The organism is Candidatus Halobonum tyrrellensis G22 (assembly GCF_000495475.1).
Lineage (GTDB): Archaea > Halobacteriota > Halobacteria > Halobacteriales > Haloferacaceae > Halobonum > Halobonum tyrrellense.
In genome coordinates this window covers 143,138-161,872 of record NZ_ASGZ01000002.1, presented here as the reverse complement: position 1 = coordinate 161,872, position 18,735 = coordinate 143,138, and the positions used below count along the sequence as shown (strand labels likewise).

The 18,735-nt window shown below is 71.0% G+C and carries 16 protein-coding genes; 6 read left to right on the top strand and 10 right to left on the bottom strand.

Annotated features, from left to right (window positions below):
- Positions 1–240: 240 nt before the first annotated feature.
- The 3 genes from K933_RS00830 (at position 241) to K933_RS00820 (ending at position 4,809) form a co-directional block, all read left to right on the top strand.
- Entirely contained in the window at positions 241–2,004 is a 1,764-nt protein-coding gene (locus K933_RS00830) for an ABC transporter substrate-binding protein (RefSeq protein WP_049947457.1), read from the top strand.
- A 975-nt stretch (positions 2,005–2,979) separates the two neighbouring features.
- Complete coding sequence (locus K933_RS00825) at positions 2,980–3,858, top strand: NAD(P)-dependent oxidoreductase (RefSeq protein ID WP_023392769.1); 879 nt, start codon at positions 2,980–2,982, stop codon at positions 3,856–3,858.
- Positions 3,859–4,314: 456 nt separating this feature from the next.
- Positions 4,315–4,809: an Lrp/AsnC family transcriptional regulator gene (locus tag K933_RS00820; protein WP_023392768.1), complete on the top strand. Its 495-nt coding sequence runs from the start codon at positions 4,315–4,317 to the stop codon at positions 4,807–4,809.
- A gap of 28 nt (positions 4,810–4,837) precedes the next feature.
- Here K933_RS00820 and K933_RS00815 read toward each other — a convergent pair whose 3' ends face one another.
- The 4 genes from K933_RS00815 to K933_RS00800 all read right to left on the bottom strand — a co-directional run bounded on the left by K933_RS00815 (position 4,838) and on the right by K933_RS00800 (position 9,737).
- A complete protein-coding gene (locus tag K933_RS00815; RefSeq protein WP_023392767.1) occupies positions 4,838–5,128 on the bottom strand; it encodes a hypothetical protein in 291 nt (96 codons plus the stop codon).
- Between the two features lie 103 nt (positions 5,129–5,231).
- A complete protein-coding gene (locus tag K933_RS00810) occupies positions 5,232–7,004 on the bottom strand; it encodes an esterase-like activity of phytase family protein (protein ID WP_080509150.1) in 1,773 nt (590 codons plus the stop codon).
- A gap of 197 nt (positions 7,005–7,201) precedes the next feature.
- The gene (locus K933_RS00805; protein ID WP_023392765.1) at positions 7,202–8,500 is read right to left on the bottom strand and encodes a tubulin/FtsZ family protein; all 1,299 of its coding nucleotides are present in this window, start codon (positions 8,498–8,500) and stop codon (positions 7,202–7,204) included.
- Between the two features lie 58 nt (positions 8,501–8,558).
- Positions 8,559–9,737 (bottom strand): tubulin/FtsZ family protein, encoded by a 1,179-nt coding sequence (locus K933_RS00800; protein ID WP_023392764.1) that lies wholly within the window; start codon positions 9,735–9,737, stop codon positions 8,559–8,561.
- 312 nt (positions 9,738–10,049) lie between these two features.
- On the opposite strand from K933_RS00800, the gene K933_RS00795 reads away from it, so the two are divergent.
- On the top strand, positions 10,050–10,808 hold the full coding sequence (locus K933_RS00795; protein ID WP_023392763.1) for an SDR family oxidoreductase: 759 nt from the start codon (positions 10,050–10,052) through the stop codon (positions 10,806–10,808).
- A 66-nt stretch (positions 10,809–10,874) separates the two neighbouring features.
- Here K933_RS00795 and K933_RS00790 read toward each other — a convergent pair whose 3' ends face one another.
- The 3 genes from K933_RS00790 to K933_RS00780 all read right to left on the bottom strand — a co-directional run bounded on the left by K933_RS00790 (position 10,875) and on the right by K933_RS00780 (position 13,383).
- On the bottom strand, positions 10,875–11,741 hold the full coding sequence (locus K933_RS00790; protein WP_023392762.1) for a DNA adenine methylase: 867 nt from the start codon (positions 11,739–11,741) through the stop codon (positions 10,875–10,877).
- A 153-nt stretch (positions 11,742–11,894) separates the two neighbouring features.
- On the bottom strand, positions 11,895–12,938 hold the full coding sequence (locus K933_RS00785; protein WP_023392761.1) for an alpha/beta hydrolase: 1,044 nt from the start codon (positions 12,936–12,938) through the stop codon (positions 11,895–11,897).
- A gap of 124 nt (positions 12,939–13,062) precedes the next feature.
- Positions 13,063–13,383 (bottom strand): cupin domain-containing protein, encoded by a 321-nt coding sequence (locus K933_RS00780; protein ID WP_023392760.1) that lies wholly within the window; start codon positions 13,381–13,383, stop codon positions 13,063–13,065.
- A 553-nt stretch (positions 13,384–13,936) separates the two neighbouring features.
- Between K933_RS00780 and K933_RS00775 the strand changes: the two genes are divergently transcribed.
- The gene (locus tag K933_RS00775) at positions 13,937–14,335 is read left to right on the top strand and encodes a helix-turn-helix transcriptional regulator (RefSeq protein ID WP_023392759.1); all 399 of its coding nucleotides are present in this window, start codon (positions 13,937–13,939) and stop codon (positions 14,333–14,335) included.
- Between the two features lie 58 nt (positions 14,336–14,393).
- Here K933_RS00775 and K933_RS00770 read toward each other — a convergent pair whose 3' ends face one another.
- Entirely contained in the window at positions 14,394–15,359 is a 966-nt protein-coding gene (locus tag K933_RS00770) for a hypothetical protein (RefSeq protein WP_023392758.1), read from the bottom strand.
- A 182-nt stretch (positions 15,360–15,541) separates the two neighbouring features.
- Between K933_RS00770 and K933_RS00765 the strand changes: the two genes are divergently transcribed.
- The gene (locus K933_RS00765) at positions 15,542–16,156 is read left to right on the top strand and encodes a sugar-transfer associated ATP-grasp domain-containing protein (protein ID WP_023392757.1); all 615 of its coding nucleotides are present in this window, start codon (positions 15,542–15,544) and stop codon (positions 16,154–16,156) included.
- A gap of 49 nt (positions 16,157–16,205) precedes the next feature.
- Here the strand turns inward: K933_RS00765 and K933_RS00760 are convergent, their stop codons facing one another.
- Both K933_RS00760 and K933_RS00755 read right to left on the bottom strand, forming a co-directional pair.
- The gene (locus K933_RS00760) at positions 16,206–17,153 is read right to left on the bottom strand and encodes a glycosyltransferase family 2 protein (protein ID WP_023392756.1); all 948 of its coding nucleotides are present in this window, start codon (positions 17,151–17,153) and stop codon (positions 16,206–16,208) included.
- Between the two features lie 318 nt (positions 17,154–17,471).
- Complete coding sequence (locus K933_RS00755) at positions 17,472–18,617, bottom strand: tyrosine-type recombinase/integrase (RefSeq protein ID WP_023392755.1); 1,146 nt, start codon at positions 18,615–18,617, stop codon at positions 17,472–17,474.
- Between the last annotated feature and the right edge of the window lie 118 nt (positions 18,618–18,735).

Sequence of the window (18,735 nt, the reverse complement as noted above, 5' to 3'; positions counted from 1 at the left end):
CGTCACGACCCGCCTCACCTCCCCCGAGTGAGGATTACATCGATACCGATGTAATTTCCTCGATCGGGCGTTTCGTATTCGAGAACACGTGCGGGTCGTGAGGCGCGTTGGCGGGTCGGGAAAACGCCCGCGGGCGGAGCGGCGACTCGAAACTGTTAACCGCGCCTGACAGGTAGACGGACTACGATGGCGACAGATAGCGATCCGGAGGAGTTGGACCAGGTCCTGAGTCGCCGGGCGATGCTGGCGGCCGCGGGCACGTCCGGGGTAGCGGCCCTCGCCGGCTGTTCGGGTGGCGGGGGCGGCGGTGACGGGGCGACGAACGGGACGAACGGCACGAGTGGGGAGACGAGTGACAGCAACACGCCGAGTTCCGACGGGGACTCGCAGGTGTACGACGCGTCGCTGGTGAACGCGTACAACGGGAACCCCGTCGACCTCCACTTCAACGCCTACGCCAGCCAGAACTACAGTTGGCCGGCCGGCCGGGCGGTGTTCGCGCCGCTGTTGAAGTACTCGTTCAACGAAGACGAGTTCCTCTACGGCGCCCTCGAGAACCTGGAGATCGCTGACCAGGAGGTCACGATGACCTTCCGCGACGACATCACGTGGAGCGACGGCGACGAGTGGACGACCGAGGACTTCGACGTCCAACTCCAACTGCTGGAGAAGACCGGCAACACGCTGTTCGGCTACGTCGACGACTACGAAATCGTCGACGACCGGACGGTCCGGCTGGCGCTGTCGGGACCGACGAACCCGCGGATCATCCGGTTCGAACTCACCAACTTCTTCCTCAACACGAAGGCCGAGACCCACGAGGAGTGGCTCGACCGCGAGACGGCGGAACTGCTCCAGTGGGCGTGGGAGGACCCGGTGGCGACGGGGATGTTCTCGCTCGCGAGCAAGGACCGTCAGGCGTTCGAGTTCGAGCGCAACCCCCAGTTCTACAAGTCGGACAACGTCAACTTCCAGACCCAACTCATCGAGAACACCGGCGGTGGCTCCGCCCAACACCAGGCGCTCATCTCGGGCACCGAAGTCGACGCGGCGACGAGTGCGTTCACCCCGCCGGAGATCGCCGACCGGTTCCCCGACCACGTGGTCGAGGTGAACATCCCCGCCAAGTGGGGGTACGGGATCGTCTTCAATCACGACGACCCCGACTTCGGCAACCGGAACGTCCGACAGGCGGTCGCACACGTCATCAACCGCCAGTCGATCGTCGACAACGCGGGTCCCCAGACCAAGTTCACCGCCCCCGTCCCGTGTGGGATCGCACCCGAGGACCAGGAGTACTGGCTCGGCGACTGGATGGACGACTTCGAGACGTACGGCCCCGAGTCGAGCAACACCGACCGGGCGGCCGAACTCCTCCAGGAAGCGGGGTACAGCCGGCAGAACGGCACCTGGTCGAAGGAGGGGCGGACGCTCGGCGGCACTTACTACTCGCCGGCAGGCTGGAGCGACTGGACGACGATGACCCAGACGGTCACCAGCCAACTGAACGACTTCGGCTTCGACTTCTCGATCAGCACGCTCCCGACCAACGAGTGGTTCACCCGCTACTCCGAGAGCAACTTCAAGATGGGGTCGTTCTACTGGCTGCCCGGCGGGTCGCGGTCGGCGTTCCCCTACTTCCCGCTGTACTACCAGATGTACGCGACCGACATCGGCGGCGGGCACAACTACCGGTCGATCGCACAGGAGAGCCAGACCGTCCCCGGCCGCGACGGCGGCGAGTTGACCCTCGACACCCCGCTGAGCACGGCCGAACAGATCGCACGACAGAGCGGCGACGAGGAGGCGCGGCCGTACGTCCAGCAGTCGGCGTGGTACAACCACGTCGACCTGCCGTTCCTCGGGCTGGTGTCGAAGTACGAGCAGTCGTGGGTCACCAACGACGAGTGGACGGAGGCCCCGACGGACAGCCCCAACCGCAACGTCAAGTGGCCGCAGTTCTGGTGGGTCCACGAGGGTGACCTCCAGTACGACCCGCAGTAGCGCCGAACGACGGCGACGGTCGGCGCCCGGTCCCCGACCCGTGGTCGCGTCCCCCCTCGGCTAGGGAGGGATGCCCGTCGAGTGACCGCCTCGCGACGGACGCCGCGGGGGCGTCGGTAGACCGAGTAGGTCCCGGCGCCCACCGCGGAACGACGGTCGTCGAGACGCACTTACCGTCTCGAAATACTATACTCTAATCCGATATATTTCGAGTCCGAGACGTGGGTTCGCGTTCGTCGCTCGCGTCGACTTCAGGATCCGCGTCGGCCGCCGGTACACGAACCCCGTCCCGGAGCGAGCGAGGAACGACCCGAAAGCGCACACCAGACAGCGAGACACCATCTTCTGGGTCCGGAGGTCGCAGACCGGCTATCGACCCCGCAGACGCCACCGGTTCTCCTCGCGCCGCAATAGCTCTCTGGCGGCGGAGACGGAACGGATGGCCCGCCGAGATGCTCCGGCCGCGCCGCCTCACCGCGGTTTCGACGACGAATTGGGAGGTGGGGGCGTCCGTCCTCTCCACGCCGGGACCGACGCGGACGAACCGGGGCGCGAACGGGAATCGTCCCGGTTCGACGCCGTTCACGAGCGTACGGCGATCTGTGCGGCCCCACCGGGGGTGAGCCGGGTCCGTGACCGGGACGACGATCGGACGGACCGTCCGGCGGGTCGGGCGGGGTGACGAGGCGGAGAGCGCGTGTGAACCCCACCGGCTACGGCGTCGGCGTCCGGGACGAGAGTGACTCTACTGCTCCCGCCGTCGGGGTGGTCGCGCGAGAGCGACGCGTCTCGTCGTTCGCGTTCGTGATTCCGTCTGTATGTGTTAGATCTACAGTCAGACACAGTATGTATCTCGTTCGAGAGTCGGTCCGACCCGATCCAGTTCGGGTCGGTTCCGGTCCCGAGGCCGAGCGCCGCCGCGGTCGCCCTCCTCGCCCCCGGCGCTTACGGTCCCGGGGACCGACCGGGGGAGGGATGAGACCGATCGGCCTGGTCGGCGTCGGCTACATCGGGAAACTGTTCGTCGACCGCCTGCTCGCGGCGGGCTACCCGCTGACGGTGTACGACGTCGACGACCGCCAGACGGCGTACGCGACGGAGCGGGGGGCGACCGCCGCCGAGTCGCCAGCCGAGGTGGCCCGCGAGGTGGAGACGCTGGTGTTGGCGCTCCCGGGGTCGGCGGAGGTCGAGGCGACGATGGCGGGCGGCGGGGACGGCGACGGCGCCATCGCGGCGTTCGACGGCGGGGAACTCGTCGTCGACGCGAGCACGACCCGGCCGGCGACGTCGGTCGCCTGCGAGGAGCGGTGCGACGCGGCCGGCGTCGACTTCGTCGAGGCGCCGATCACCGGCGGGGCGCCCCGGGAGGGCTACCACCTGATGGTCGGCGGGACCGCCGACCGGTACGAACGCGCGAGCGACCTCCTCGACGCCCTCGGCGACGACCACGTCCGCGTCGGCCCGGTCCCGCGGGGGACCGTGTTCAAACTCGGCCTCCAGATGCGGTACGCCGGTCACCGCGCGGTCGACGCCGAAGTCGTCGAGTTCGTCCGCGACAACGACGTTGACCCGTCGCTGTTCTCGGAGTTCCTCGGGTTCGACGTCTGGGAGCGCTACCTGACCGGCGACTTCACGCAGGACATCGAGGGGCTCGGCGGCCTCGCCATCTGGGACAAGGACGTGGGGTACGCCCGCGAGTTCGCCCGCGAGCGGGGCACCGCGCTCCCGCTCGCGGCGGTCGTACACGAGGCGTACAAGGCGGCGGTCCGTCGGGCTGACGACGACGAGGGCCACGCCGCGGCGCTGGTCCGCTACTGGCTCGCGCTCAACGACGCCGCCGACCGCTACGACTGACGCGACCCGGCCGCCCGGGGACGGTCGGCCGAGTTCGGGTGGATCCGGGCCTAACTCGTGGCCGATCCGGGAGGAAGTTCGTCAACCACTCATCACGTCCCGGCTGGGTTCGTCGGGTATGGCGGACGTATCCGACCGACGGCGAGGAGAAGCGGAACGTCCTGCGCGCGTACCTCCGGCGGGAACTCGCCGACGGGCCGCGCCACTTCAACAGCCGGCAGGTCGCCGCGGAGACGGGGCTCTCCCCCAAGGAGGTGGGCGCGGTTGTTCTTCGAGTTCCAGACCGCCGAGACGGACCTGCGCGTCGACCAGTGGGGGTACAGCAGTTCGACCACGTGGCGCGTCGAACGCGAGCCGTGAGACGCGGCGCGCGGCCGGCGTCGTGGCGGCTCGCGTCGCCCGCGCGACCGGTCCCTCCACCATTATACCGGCGAGGGTCGAACCGGGGGGCGAACGATGATTCGAGAGATAGACGCGCTCGACAGGCGGATCCTCTACACGCTCCAGCGGGAGGCCCGCCACACCTCGTCGAGCGACGTCGCGTCCGCGCTCGACGTCTCGGCGAGCACCGTCCGGAACCGGATCCAGCGGCTCGAAGCCGACGAGGTGATCCGGGGGTACCACGCCGACGTCGACTACGAGGCGGCGGGGTACCAACTGTTCACGCTCATCGTCTGTACGGCGCCGATCCCCGAGCGGGAGGAACTCGCCGCCGCGGCGGCCGACGTCGCCGGCGTCGTCGAGGTACAGGAGGTGATGACGGGCGAGGCGAACGTCCTGGTGCGGGCGATCGGGGTCGACGGCGACGACCTCAGCCGGATCGGCGAGGAACTCGACGAACTCGGCCTCCGGGTCACCGACGAGGACCTGGTCCGGAACACCCACCGCCGGCCGTTCTCGGGGTTCGACGACGCCGACGGCTCGGGGGACGGCGACACCGGAGGGGCGTGACGGGACGGGCGGTCGCTTCGGGGGAGCGTCAGTCGGAGTCGGTGGGGTCGAACACGCCCGGCCGCGGGTGGAGCGTGTACACCCGCCTGTCGTCGTGGACGGTCGTCGACACCGACAGTCCGTGCTGGAGACCGAACTCCTCGACGAGATACTCCGCCCCCCGCCGGACCGACGGCGAGCCGAAGCGGTCGCCCGAGGCGCGCACCACGAGTACGTCCGCCTCCTCCGACTCCGTGACCTCGACGTGGTCGACCACGTCGGCCAACGCCTCCCGGAGCGCCGCCGAAACCCGAGTCAGGTACTCCCGTTCGCCGTTCACACCGACGGTCGGGCGGGGAGACACTTAGCGTGTCTGCCTCCGCGACCGGGAGACGGTCCCTGTTCGCGCCCGGTCGCGTCCCACTGCCGACGGGGGCGCCGTCTCAGGCGCGTCCGCCGTCGCTCGGCAGGTCGATCTCGATGGTGTGCTCGCCGGGGCCGAACGTCTCGGTCGTGCTGTCGAGTAGCACCTGCTGGTCGACGGTGTCGGCCGAGAACGCCTCGCCGGGCATCGAGTGGACCGCCAGCGACAGCGTGAGTTCACACCCCTCCGCGACGGTGAACGTCACGCGCGCGCCGTCGTCGGTCTCGACCACGTGGCCGTAGTCGGCGAGACAGTTCCGCACGTCGGCGCTCGCCCACGCCGACCCGCGGTCGGTGACCCCCTCGTCGGTGTTGCCCCACGCGTACCGGAGCAGGCGGTCCTGGTCGGCGTACAGCCCCTCCTCGCCGAGTTCCTCGATCGGTTCGCCCGCGAGGAAGTCCACCTGGTAGTAGTCGGCGCCGAGCGGGCCGGACAGTTCGACGCGCGCGACCCGCGTCTCAGCGCCGAACAGTTCGTAGTCGCTGTCGTTCGCGATCAGCAGTTCGTCCGGGGTCGGCTGCGCGATGGCTTCGAGTTTGGTCGGGAACCCCTCGTGGTCGTCGGTCGTGAACAGGAGCCGTTTCGGAACGGCTTCGAGTTCCGGGTCGGACGCCGGGTCGACCTGCGCGAGCGTCGGCCGCGTTTCGGGGTCGTCGTACGCGTCGGGGACCGGCGGTACGTCGGAGAGGTCGACCACGTAGAACTTCGTCGTCCGGCTGACCCGTTCGAGGACGAGCAGTCGGTCCGTCCCGAGCACCGATAGCTCGCTCACCTTGACGTCGCTCTGTGCCACGTCGCCCGCGGCGACGTCGGCCTCGAACGTCTCCGGGCGGTCCAGCCGGTAGAGGTACTGCGCGCTCACCCGCTCCGTCTCGGGGTCGAACGCGCCCACCCGGACGTTCCGCGACGACTCGAACGCCGCCGGATCGGGGTTGGCCAGCGGGCTCTGGAGCGCGAAGTACACCGTCTCGTCGTCCGGTCCGACGCCGACGGACTCGATGCCCCGGTCGCGCCGCTCGAACACCGCCGGGAGCGCTCCTCTGACCGGATAGGTCGCGCCGTCGAGCGTGGATTCGAGCGACGCGGGGACGTACCGCGCCAGCACCTCCCCGTCGGCGCCGACCTTCGCGACGCTCGGCGCGTACTCCTCGCCGACCCAGAAGGTGCCGTCGGCCGTCCGCGCGACCGCCTCCAGGTCCAGCCCGTTCGGGTCGAACGGGACCCGCTCGCCCTCGACGGAGAACATCGGCGCCGCGTCGGAAAGCGGGTTCGAGAGCGTGGAGATTCCGTCGCCCGCCGCGTCGGTCAGTTCGGTCCGGTCGGTCAGGCCGGCGGTCCCGTCGGATCCGATCCCGATCCGGTACACCGACGGCGTGTAGTCGGGAACCGGTCGGATCGTCGCGGGACGGGTGTCGCCACAGAAGTAGTCGGCGCTGCGGCCGGTGAGCGCCTCGGCGTTCTCGGCGTCGACCTCCGGGCCGCCGTCCGCGACGCCGTAGAAGGCCAACGTTCCGTCGTCGTCGACGGCGAACCCGCCGCTCCCGACCGACGCGACGGGACCGAGCGTCTCCCCGCCAGGGACGGACACGTCGCCGAGTTCCAGTCCCTCCGTGTCGAGGTCGTGGAACGTGACGTCCGTCACCGACGGGAGAGGCGTGTCGGCCGCATCCTCATCCTCGTCGTCGGTCGTCGCGCCGGTCTCGGCCGCCGCGGACGCGGAGACGACGCCCGCCCCGAGCACTCCCGCCGACAGTCGCAGCACCCTCCGCCGTCGCATGCCATCGTCGGACATACGGCGACCCTGTCGGCACCTCCGCTTATCGGTTTATAATGGGTCGACGTAGCCGACGGTCGACGTCCCCAGGGGTGTGGTCGGGTACGGACACCCCCCTGTCACGATAGAGACCCACCGAGCGCGCGCCCCTCGGAGGGGCACCGACCGGACTCGCCCGAGGACGGAAACCGGGGAGCGCGGCGGAGCGCCGACCCCTACCGGGGGTCGGCCGTCTCGAAGCGTCCCCAGTCGGCGTCCCGCTCCCGCGAGTCCCGGTCCGCCGCCGGGTCGTCGCGACCCCGCTCCGACTCCGCGTCGTCGAGGTAGTCGAGCGCCCGCGTCTGCATCGCCTCGACCGGGGGAACGTCGGTGACGTTCGACAGCAGCACCACCGCCGACAGCGTCGTCGACCCGTCGATCGGGTCGTCGCCGGCCTTCACGTCGACGACGTCCGCCTCGCGTTCGAGCCAGTGACGGCCGCTCTCGAACCCCTTCCGCGAGAGCGCCCGCGGCGGCCCCGACAGCGAGACCAGCGCGCGGTCGGCGCTCGACGACTCACAGGAGACCGTCAGCGCCGACCCGGCCGCCCGACGGACCAGGTGGGTGATCCTCGCCGCGTCGGTCGGTTCCTCGTCGTCGGACGACCAGGGCAGCCAGCCGCGGACCGCGCGGAGCCACGAGCGAACCCCGCCGTTCGGGGGGAGGTCGGTCGAGGCATAGCCGACCGTCGAGACACCCCCCGTGTCGAGCGTTCGCGCGATGTCGCTGGGGTCCATCACGTTCTCGGGCGCGGAGCCGTCGCCGAACTCGCCCGCCGCGAACAGCGCGACCAGCCGCTCCGCCAGCGCCTCGTTGACCTCCGCGAACGCCGCGGGGTCGAACGACACCGGGTCGCCGGGGTTATCGGTTCCGTCGGCCCCATCGGTCCCGGCGTCGTCGTCCCCCGCGTCGGCGGCGGAGTCGCGGTCCGCCACCGGGGGGTCGCTCACCCAGGCGTCGTTGTCGAACACGATCACGTTGTCCGCGTGCTCGACGAACGACCGGAGCGACCGCGCGGCGGTGAGCGCCGCCCGCCCGCCCTCGCTCGCGCTCGGGAGGACGCCGACGGCGTAGACGGGTTCGTCACAGACCGACTGGAGGCGGTCAATCACCACCGCGCCCGCGCCGCCGCCGGTCCCGCCGGCCAGCCCCGCGAGTACGAGGACGCCGTCGACCCGGTGGAGGTCGAGCAGGTCGAACGCGCGGACGAGTTCGCCCCGCTCGGCGCGGGCGACGTCGGCGCCCAAGTCGGGGTCGCCGCGGGTGCCCCCGCCGTCGACCGCGTCGTGGACGTCGCCGATCGTCACGCGCCGCTCGTCGGAAACCCGCTCGGGCGCGTCGAACGCGGGGGGTTTCGAGGTGACCAAGAGCGCGTTGCCGCCCGAGAGGGTGCGGCCGGACCGCTGTTCGAACGCCACGAGCCGGTTGGCGACTCGACTCCCGGCGGCGCCGACGCCGACGACCGCCAGCCTCATCGACCCAACCCCCGGTCGCTGTCGGCGCCCCCGGGGGCGACGGCGGTCGGTCTCACGGTCAGAGGACCGGGTCGATCTTGCCCTGGTCGTCCGTGATCAGGTCTTCGATCTCCTCTTCGCGCACCGCGTCCTGGTGGGCGATCTTGTCCTGCGCGTCGACCGCCTGCTGTTGGATCGCGTCGATCCGCGGCGTCTCGGTGACGTTCGACAGCAGCACCACCGCCGACAGCGCGGAGGCGCCCTCGCGGGGGTCGTCGCCCGCGAGCACGTCGACGGTGTCGACCTCGTCTTCGATCCACTCGCGCGCGCTCTCGAGCCCCTTCCGGGAGAGTTCCGACGGCGGCCCCGAGAGGACGATCAGCGCCCGGTCGGCGCTCGACGACTCACACGGCAGGGTGAGCCGGGAGTTGACCGCCCGCCGAACCAGGCCGTTGATCTTGGCGGCGGGGGTCGACCCGCTCTCGACCGCCTCCGTCTCGCGGAACCGTCCGAGCAGCCCCTCCTCCTCGTCGGCGTCCTCGACGGGCGTCGACGCGTATCCGATCGAGGAGATACCGCCCGTGTCGAGCGTCCGCATGATGTCGCTCGCGTCCATCACGTTCTCCGCGACGGTCGGCTCGTCGTACTCGCCGGCGCCCAACAGCGTGACCAGCCGGGTCGCGAGTTCGCGGTTCATGCCCGCGTACCCCTCGCCGACGGTCTGGTCCTTCGAGCGCCACGCGTCGTTGTCGAACGCGATGAAGTTGTCGACGTTGGCGACGAACGACTGGAGCGACCGCGCGGCGTTGAGCGCGGGCCGGCCGCCCTCGAACTGCCCCGGGAGCACGCCCAGCGCGTACACCGGCTCGTCGTACATCTTCTGGAGTTCGTTGATCACCACGGGACCGGCGCCGCTGCCGGTGCCGCCGCCAAGCGACGCGCAGACGAGGATGGCGTCCACCTCGTGGATGTCGACGTCGTCGAACGCGCGACGGATCTCGTCGATGTCGTTCTTCGCCACCTCGGCGCCCACCTCGACGTCGCCGCCGACGCCGTGACCCTTCGCCTTCTGGTGGGTGTCGCCGATCAGGATCCGTCGCTCCTCGGGAACGTGGTCGGGTTTCGACAGGTCCGTCCGCGCGGTGTTGATCACCAACGCGTCCCGACAGAGGCTGCGGTTGGTGAGCGTCTCGAACTCGACCATCTTGTCGACGACTTTGCTGCCGGCGTTGCCGACACCGATCGTGCCTAGTTTCATGGTTGACGTGGACCAGGTTCGGTCGTGCGACCGGGACCACCCCCCGGATGCGGCCGCCCCGAGCGGGTCCGCTCGTGGCCCGGCCGCCGACCCCGATACCCAGTTGGATAGCTCGTGGTCGCTTCCGGGCTTATATGTTGGCGAGCGATTTTCACGTTCGATACTCCGGGGACGGCGTCCGCCGCGTCGCCGGCTGACTCGGGTTCGGCGTCCCCGAACGCCGACCGGGCGCGTCCGACCCGGTTCGTCTCACGGGACCCCGCCCAGATATTATAAATAAAATTCATTATAGTTCGGGAGTTACTCGCTCGCATGGTATCCGGTCTCGACTCGAAGACGGCGGTGGTGACGGGCGGCGGATCGGGCATCGGGCGCGCGACGGCCGAACGGTTCGCCGCGGCGGGCGCGAACGTCGTCGTCGCCGACGTCGACGCCGACGGGGGTGCAGAGACGGTCGACGCTGTCGAGGACGCCGGCGGGAGCGCGACGTTCGTCGAGACGGACGTGAGCGACGCCGCGTCGGTCGAGGCGATGGTCGCGACGGCGGTCGACGAGTACGGCAGCCTTGACGTCGCGCACAACAACGCGGGCATCGAAGGCGACGACGCACCCCTCGCCGAACAGTCGGAGGAGAACTGGGACCGCGTCGTCGACATCAACCTGAAGGGCGTCTGGCTCTGTCTGAAACACGAACTGGCCGAGATGGCCGCGAACGGCGGCGGCGCGGTCGTCAACACCGCCTCGATCGCCGGACTCGCCGCCGCAGGGGCCGTGCCGTACGTCGCCAGCAAACACGGCGTCGTCGGGCTGACGCGCGTGGCCGCGAACCAGTACGCCGAGGCGGGCGTCCGCGTCAACGCCGTCTGTCCCGGCGTCATCGACACGCCGATGGTCGCACGCGCGAGCGAGGAGTCGCCCGAGGAGATAGAGGGGTTCGTCGGGATGCAGCCGATGGGGCGGATGGGCCGACCCGAGGAGGTGGCGAACGCCGTCGTCTGGCTGGCGTCCGAGGAGGCGTCGTTCGTCACCGGCAACGCCTTCCCGGTCGACGGCGGCTACATGACGCTGTGAGGTGACCCCGACCGGGCGGCCCGCGCGGGAGCGTGACGACCCGGCCGTGCGGTCACCCGCGGCGGCTCAGCCGAAACTGTCGAGCGACCGCTGGCGCCGGTCGGCCGCGTCGACGTTCGAGACGATGATCTCGGCGACGTCGTCGCGGTTCGCCGCGTCCCGACTGACCGTCCGCGCGGCGGCGACCGTCTCGACGTCGAAGGCGTCGTGGCGCGCGTACAGGTCCGCGACGGGCGGGGAGTTCGACAGCAACACGTCGACACCCGCCTCGTCGAGTTCGACCGCGACGTCCCGGAGCCGTCTCTGGTCGTCGGCGTCGAACCCGTCGGCCTGGTACTCGGTGAAGTCGGCCGTCTCCGAGACCGGTTCGTACGGCGGGTCGAAGTAGACCAGGTCGCCCGCCGTCGCCTCGTCGAGGACGTACTCGAAGTCGGCGTTGTACACCTCGACGTCCGACAGCACCGCGCTCGCGCGGCGGATCTGTCGCTCGCGGACGAGGTCGGGGTTGGTGTGTCTGCCGAACGGGACGTTGAACTCGCCGCTGCTGTTCTCGCGGTACAGCCCGTTGAACCCGCTCCGATTCAGGTAGACGAACAGGCTCGCCGCCCGGACCGTCTCGTCGGTCGAGCGGTCGTCGCCGTCGAACAGCGCGTTGAACTCGTCGCGCGCGTCGTAGTAGTACGCCTCCTCGTACCGGTGCGTCCGGTTCTCCTCGACGACCCGCTCGGGGTGGTCGCGGACCGCCCGGTAGAGCGCGATCAGCTTCCGGTTCAGGTCGTTGACCGACCCGCGTGCGGGTTCGAGGTCGAAGAACACCGCCCCGCCGCCGACGAACGGCTCGTGGTACTCGTCGAACGACGCCGGGAACCGCGGGCGGAGTTCCGAGAGCAGTTGGCGCTTCCCGCCGACCCACTTGACGATCGGTTCGGCCACTGCCCCGAGGCACGCGAGCGCCCGGCATAAATGGTGTTCATCCCCGGGAGGGAGCGACCCGCGCTCGGAGTCGGCTCGACGGACGGGTCCTATCCTGTCGCGTCCGTTCCGGGGGAGCGACTCGCGGGCGGGTCGTCCCGTTCGGTTAGCGTCTCACCGGATCGTCCGGTCGAGGAACTCCCGGATCGGGACGGGACCGGCCGGCGGCGCCCCCTCTACGAGCGGGGTTCCGCTCTCACCCTCGGCGGCGTGGGTCGCCCGGCGGAGCGACTGGGCGGGGGTCGGCTCGGCGGTGAGGAGGTCCATCGCCGTGCGCTCGGACTCGATGGCCTCGACGCCGTCGTGCGACCAGACGTGGTCGAGGTGGTGTAACTCGTAGAAGGCCGCGTCGACGCGGCGGTCGTCGAGGGCGTCGAACAGCCGCCGGCTGTGTTCGACCGGGACGACGTCGTCCTCGGTGCCGTGCATCACGAGCATCGGCGGGCTGTCCGCGGCGACGTGGGTGAGGGGGCTGGCCTCCGCGAACGCCGCCTCGCGGTCGGACTTCGTCCCGCCGAGGAGGAGCGAGGTGGGGTCGGTCGCGTCGCCGGGGACCAACGCGAAGTCGGCGACGCCGTACCAGTCGACGACCGCCTGTACCGCGCCGGACTCGTCGGGCGCGACCGTCTTCTCCAGGTCGGCGTCGGGGAAGGCAGTTCCGTCCAGGTCGGCGACGTCGTCGACCACTCCCGCGAGTAGCGCGAGGTGGCCGCCGGCGGACGACCCCCACGCGGCGACGCGGTCGGCGTCGTAGCCGTACTCGTCGGCGTTCGAACGGAGCCACCGTATCGACGCCTTCACGTCGACGAACGGGTCGGGAAACACGCCCCGCGGCGTGGGGTTGTCGGAGTCGAACATGGCCGCCACCGCCTCGTCCGCGTCGTCGGGTACCTCGGCCAGCCGGTAGCTCACGCTGGCGAGCGCACACCCCAACTCGGCGGCGTACCGCTCGGGGTCGGGGACGTTGTCGCGGGTCTCGGCGACCCACCCGCCGCCGTGGACGTACACCACGAGCGGCGGGTCGTCGGTCTCGGGGACGAACAGATCGAGGTCCATCGCGCCCGCCTCGCGGTCGGCGTAGGTGACGCCCTCGAAAACCGCGACCGGGTCGCCGCCCGACTCGTCGCTCGCGTCCGCGTCGTCCGTCGGCGGAGCCATACGGGTGCGAGCGCCGGACCCGGTATAGAACTACGGGTCCCCGGGGGGACCGGGTGTGCGCCCGGACCCGGGTCCGTATCGGGAGCCGACCGAGGTCCGGCGTCGGCTCTCGCCGCGCGTCGGACTACTCGGGCGCGCCGGTGAGGACGAACGTACTCTCCACGTCGCCGTTCTCGATCCGTCGGGTCGCCTCCGGCGGGACGCGGACCGCGTCGCCCGACTCCATGGTGACCTCCTCGTCGTCGACGGTGACCGTCGCCTCGCCGTCGACGAGCAGGTACACCTCCTCGTGATTCTCGTCGGCGTGGTCGTGTTCGGGTCCCTCCCAGCCCGGGTCGGCGTCGACGACCGTGACGCCGTGGTCCTCACAGCCGAGTTCCTCCCGGAGGAAGTGCATCCCGTGGCTCGTCTCCGTCTCCTCGTAGTTGACCTTCGTGTACGACATCGGTTACGAGGAGGGGAGCGACACGGAAGTGCGTGGTGGGCGGGAGCCCGTCGCTCCGTCGTCGGGACGGGGCGTTCGAGTATCGGCGTCGAGAACCGGGGATTTTTGTGCCGGACGGTCGACCGGGAATCGCGGTCGCGTGACCGCACTCGGTAGAGGTGTCATATCCGGCTACGCGCCGCCCGTCCCCGCACCCGTATTCCGACGGTAGCTCGTCGGCGAGCGAGTCGCATCCTCCCGCAGTACGTACGCCCGGCGGGCCGGCCGCCGACGCCCCGACCGACCTGACCAGTCCGGTCGATCTGACCGAGCCGACTGCTCCCGGCGAGCCGACGGATCCGACCGACCCCTCGACGGGCGTTGCCGACCCGACCGACGTGCCCCGACGCTCGGACCGACACCCCACACGGATACACTCCGAACGAGGGGCGGGGAGCCGTCGGACCGAGGCGGTATCGGTCGGCCGCCGCTACCGCCCCGGCCGCCGCGGGAGGGGCGGCCGCCGTCCCCGGATTTCGGTTCGTTTTTCCAGGTCGGACCCGACCTCCGAGCCGTGGTGCCCGACAGCCCTCCCTCTCCCGACGACTCGGACCGCTCCGACACCGGGTCGGCGCCGCCCGCCGACGACCCCGCCTCGCCGAACGCGAGCGACGCGCTCGGTTCGGCCGACGGCGACACCGCCGACTCGGCGAGCGGCGGTCCGATCACGACCGCGGAGTTCTTCTGTGAGACCGGACTGCTGCCCCACGAGTACGTGTTACGAGCGCTCGCGGACGCCGACGGGGAACTCCCCCAGCAGGCCATCGTCGGTCTCACCGACTGGTCGGCGTCGTACGTCTCCGACCTGCTCGGGGAGATGGAGTCGGTCGGTCAGATCAGCCGCCTCCGGTTCGGACACGAGAAAGTGGTCTACCTCCCGTCGGCGGTGCCCGAGACGAGCGTCGGCCCCTGACCGATACCGGCGGTTCCGACCCCGACGACTCCGACGCTTGCGACCCCGACGCCGCCCCTCAGACGAGTGCGACCCCGTCGAGGAGGACGAACCCGACCGCGACCACGGCCAAACCGGTCAGGCGGTGGAGCCAGACGTACCACGGTTTCGGCGTGACCTGCTCGCTCCCCCCGAACCCGACGAGTTCGAACGCCTTCGAGACGGAGATGTAGGTGTGCGCCCCGGCCAGACCGACGACGCCGACCAGGACTAACACGAGTCCCGCCCCGCCCGGCGCGCCGAGCCACCCGCCGTTCGGGAGGGCGACCGACCCGGCCACGGCGGCGAACGACGCCGCGGCGACCAGCGCCGCCGGGGTCCGCCGGACGTCGAGGGAGGCGCGCGCGCCGCCGAGAACCACCGCGGCCGTCCACAGCGCCGAGACGACGACGACGGCCGCCCAGAGGGCGCCGTCGGGGAACAGCGCGTCGACGGCGGCCGCCCGGACGCCGTCGAGCGACGCCGGGTGGCTCCACCCCGTCAGCGAGCGCTCGACGGCGACCGGGCGGGCGAGATACCGGAGGACGCCGGGAACCGCGGCGAGGGCGGCCACCCGTACGCCGTCGCCGAACGCGTCGGCCGCGTCGCCGTCGCTCCCGGACGCGCGCCCGGAGACGAGTGCGAGGAGACCGCCGACCAGCAGCACCCACGCCAACGGGACGAGCGCCGCCTTCGACGTCACGTCGCCGACGGCGGCGCTCGCGGCCGGCCGGAACGACCGTTCGACCGTCTCGGGGGCGTCACAGTCCCACACGTCGGAGTCCGTCCCGCCCTCACACACCCAGTCGGGCGGGCGTTCGGGGTTGTCGACGGTGACGCTGCCACCCACCTCGCCGACGACCGCATCGCCCGCCCGTCCGACCGACACGGCGCTGAGCGCGCACAACACGACGACGAGCGCGAGCGCCACGCGGAGGCGCGGGGTCCACCCGTCGAACGCCTCGCGCGGCCGGAGGAGGGCGCGGAGGTACCGTTTCGGGGACACGTTCGTACGCTCCGCGAGGAGTCACATATACCTCGTGGTCGTCAGCCCGTAACGCGTCCGTCGGTAGGTGGGCGGTACCGGCGTTCTCGGGTCACCGACTCGCCGGTCGTCCCGTAGGGGATGGCGGCGAACTCGTCTCGGAACCGTCCGCCCGGCTCCCCCTCGGGCGCCGACTGGTCCGCTTGCGCCACGGGTTCACCAGCCGTGCGGGCGCGCTGTTCGGCGTCGAACCCGGCGAGTGGGACCGCTACCTCTCGGAGTACCTCGTCTCCGAGTTCGTCCGGCAGGCCGACTACGCCGACCGGCTGTTCCCGGACGCGGTCAACACGCTCCGGGTCGTCACGCTCAACGACGACGCCGACGGGCCGTTCGTCGCCGGCGCGGTCCACCGGGTCGGGACGGCGGCGTCCGCGCCGGTCGACAACTGGAGCCGGGGCGGGCTGTCGGTCGAGATAGCCGGCGACGGCACGCTCTCGGACGGCGCGCGGTGGTCGTCGGCCGGCGAACTGCGGTGGTTCGACGCCCACCCCGACACGGGCGACCCCCTCGCGGGGGTGGAGATGCCCGGCTGGCCGGCGGTCCGCGAGCGGATTCTGTGGATGGCCGCGGCGCTCCCGTCGCTCCCGCACATCGGGTGGGACGTCGTGCTCACGGACGAGGGGGACGGCGAGAACGACCCGGGGTTCGTCGTCATCGAACGCAACAGCCATCCCGGGGTCGAGACCCTCCAGGTCCACCGCCCGCTCCTCGACGACCCGCGCGTCCGCCGCTTCTACGAGCGGCACGGCCACGCGTGAGACGGTGGACGACCCCGAGTCGGGAGCGAGCGGGCGCCCCGCCCGCCGGTCAGTTCCGTAGCCGGATCACTCGCCGTCGGGTCGCGATGACCGCCTGGTACAGCCACGACGGAATCAGCGCCAACAGCAGCAGCGTCCACGCGCGGAACAGCAGCGGGTTCAGCCGGAGCGCCCTGAACGCGAACCGCCGCGCGTCGGCGGCGTGGCCGTTGGTCAGTGCCGACGACGCGAGCGTGACCGACAGCGACTCGACGAACTCCCGCTCGCGGTCGTACTCGGCGGCCAGGTCGCGGTGTTTCTCGATGAGTCGCGGGTAGGAGACGTCCCGCTTCTCCTCGAACGCGTTCTTGATCTGTTCGTACTCCCCCGCCCCTTTGACGACGAGCGGTCGGGGGTCGACGGCGAACGAGCAGTGACGCGACAGCCTGAACTGCCAGTCGAGGTCCTGCCACGCCGGCAGTTCCTCGTCCGGGAGTCCCGCGCGCTCGAGCACCCACCGGCTGACGGCCATCGTCGAGAACGTCCCGCTCACCTCCCCCTCCAAGAGGCCGCGGGTCGCGTCACCCCCCACCGTCGGGATGCGAACCGTCGTCGTCCTCCCGTCGTACGTGTACCGCTGTCCGACGAGCGCGACGCCGACGTCCTCCCCCTCGCGGAACTGCGTCACCTGCGCGTCGACGTACTCCGGCAGCCACGAGTCGTCGTCGTCGAGGAACGCGACGATGTCGCCCGACGACTCGCGGATTCCGGTGTTTCGCGCCGCGTTGGCTCCCTGGTTCCGGTCGTGTCTGACACACCGCCACCGGAGACCGCCGAACGACCCCCCTTCGAGCACCTCCCGCGCCGGCGAGGGCGAGGCGTCGTCGACGACGACCAGTTCGACGTTCGGGTACGTCTGTGCGGCGACGCTGCGGACGGCCGTCACGAGTTTCGCCGGTCTGTCGTACGTCGGGATCACCACACTCACCAGCGGAAGGTCCTCGGAGGGAGGGTCCATACACCGATTCGTACGTCGTATGCCATGACTGTTCTTGTTACGGATGACTGATCACCCCGGTCCCGTCGGCGACACCACCGTCTCGTCTGACGCTTCGGCGGGCGACCGCTCGGCGAGTCGTATCCGGTGGCCGTTCGGTGTTGCCCGACAGTGACCGCCGCGCCGTAGCGGGAAACGTACCGTACCGTGGCGACTCCCGAGAGCCACGACAGCCGGGAGCACCGGGGAACGGTATTCGGAGCGTCGCTACCCTCCGAGCCGTCTCGCGTACTCGGCCTCGGCCTGCGCCCGCTCGATCCGGTCGAGCGCGTCGGTGAACTACAGGAGCGCGTCTTCGGCCGCGTCCCGGAGTCGCTCGACGTCCTCGTCGCGGTAGCTCCGGTGTGTGGTCTCGACCGACTCGTGTCGGAGGACCTCCTGGGCGAGTTCCGCGGAGACGTCGTACAGTTCGTCGCCGAGTCCGCGGCGGGCGCCGTGGGGTTTCAGCGCCTCGCCGCCCTCGGTGATACCGCTCTCCGCCGAGAGCGTCTTCAGTAGCCGCCGCGCGCCCGCGGTCGTGAGCGCCGGCGGCGCGACGCCGTGCGTCCGGAGCAGGTCCCACACCGTCTCCGGCGTGGGGTCGGCGTCGACGCCGTCCGCCGCGTCGAGCGCGCCGTACAGGCTCGGGAGGTGGCTCGTCGGGAAGACCGGCCACTCGTCGGTCGGCGGGTCCTGCCGGCGGTAGTGCGCGCGGAGTCGCTCCACGCCGGGTCGGAGCAGCGGCGTCTCCTGCCACTCCTGGCTCTTCCCGAACACCCGGAGCGTCCCCGTCTCCAAGTCGACGTTCCGCCACCGGAGCCCGTGTCGGCGCTCGTTCTGCGGGTCGCGGAACAGTTCGGCCCCGCGGGCGCCCGAGTAGGCGAGGACGGCGACGAGCGCGCGGTCGCGCATCGCCCGTGCGGGGTCCATCCACCCGGCGTCGACGGCGTCGTCGGCGCGCCAGTCCGTCCAGCGGACGACGGCCTCGCGCGTCTCGCGGCTCCAGAACTGCTGGCGACCGGACGCGTCGCGGACGCCGACGCTCTCGTCGGGGAGCGCGCCGGTCGCGGCGGGGCGTTTCGCGGGGTTGTCCGCGAGTGCGTCCCGGTCGACGAGGTACGAACAGAACGACCGGACGAGCGCGTAGTACTGGTGGGCGGTCCGGCCGGTGACGCCCGCGTCGGGGTCGCGCTCGCGGGCCCACGCGCGCTGTGAGAGGTAGTCGGCGTACGCTTCGAGCCGTCGGTCGTCGAGGTCGGCGACCGTCTCGGCCCCCCGAGCGGCGGCGCGGTCGACGAAGGCGCCGACGACGCGGGCGACCTCGCCGCGGTGGCGGCCGGAGTCGCCCTTGGCGACGTGGTCGACGAACGCGGCGAGGGCGTCTTCGAGCGGCGTCGGCGGCCGGACACGACCGGCGGACCCCTGCTCGTCGGCTGACGGAGCCATCGAACGCACCCGACGGTGGCCACTGGCAAATAACCACCCGTAAGCGAAAGTGGGTCGACCGGGTGAGACCGTTTCAGGGCTACCTGCGGATGGGCAGCGGCGGGTGTAGCAGCGCCGA

Bases quoted from the DNA above. Each gene is read 5' to 3' on its own strand.
- K933_RS00830 (WP_049947457.1), top strand. From the start codon at position 241: ATGCTGGCGGCCGCGGGCACGTCCGGGGTAGCGGCCCTCGCCGGCTGT.
- K933_RS00825 (WP_023392769.1), top strand. From the start codon at position 2,980: ATGAGACCGATCGGCCTGGTCGGCGTCGGCTACATCGGGAAACTGTTC.
- K933_RS00820 (WP_023392768.1), top strand. From the start codon at position 4,315: ATGATTCGAGAGATAGACGCGCTCGACAGGCGGATCCTCTACACGCTC.
- K933_RS00810 (WP_080509150.1), bottom strand. From the start codon at position 7,004: ATGTCCGACGATGGCATGCGACGGCGGAGGGTGCTGCGACTGTCGGCG.
- K933_RS00805 (WP_023392765.1), bottom strand. From the start codon at position 8,500: ATGAGGCTGGCGGTCGTCGGCGTCGGCGCCGCCGGGAGTCGAGTCGCC.
- K933_RS00800 (WP_023392764.1), bottom strand. From the start codon at position 9,737: ATGAAACTAGGCACGATCGGTGTCGGCAACGCCGGCAGCAAAGTCGTC.
- K933_RS00795 (WP_023392763.1), top strand. From the start codon at position 10,050: ATGGTATCCGGTCTCGACTCGAAGACGGCGGTGGTGACGGGCGGCGGA.
- K933_RS00785 (WP_023392761.1), bottom strand. From the start codon at position 12,938: ATGGCTCCGCCGACGGACGACGCGGACGCGAGCGACGAGTCGGGCGGC.
- K933_RS00780 (WP_023392760.1), bottom strand. From the start codon at position 13,383: ATGTCGTACACGAAGGTCAACTACGAGGAGACGGAGACGAGCCACGGG.
- K933_RS00760 (WP_023392756.1), bottom strand. From the start codon at position 17,153: ATGGACCCTCCCTCCGAGGACCTTCCGCTGGTGAGTGTGGTGATCCCG.
- K933_RS00755 (WP_023392755.1), bottom strand. From the start codon at position 18,617: ATGGCTCCGTCAGCCGACGAGCAGGGGTCCGCCGGTCGTGTCCGGCCG.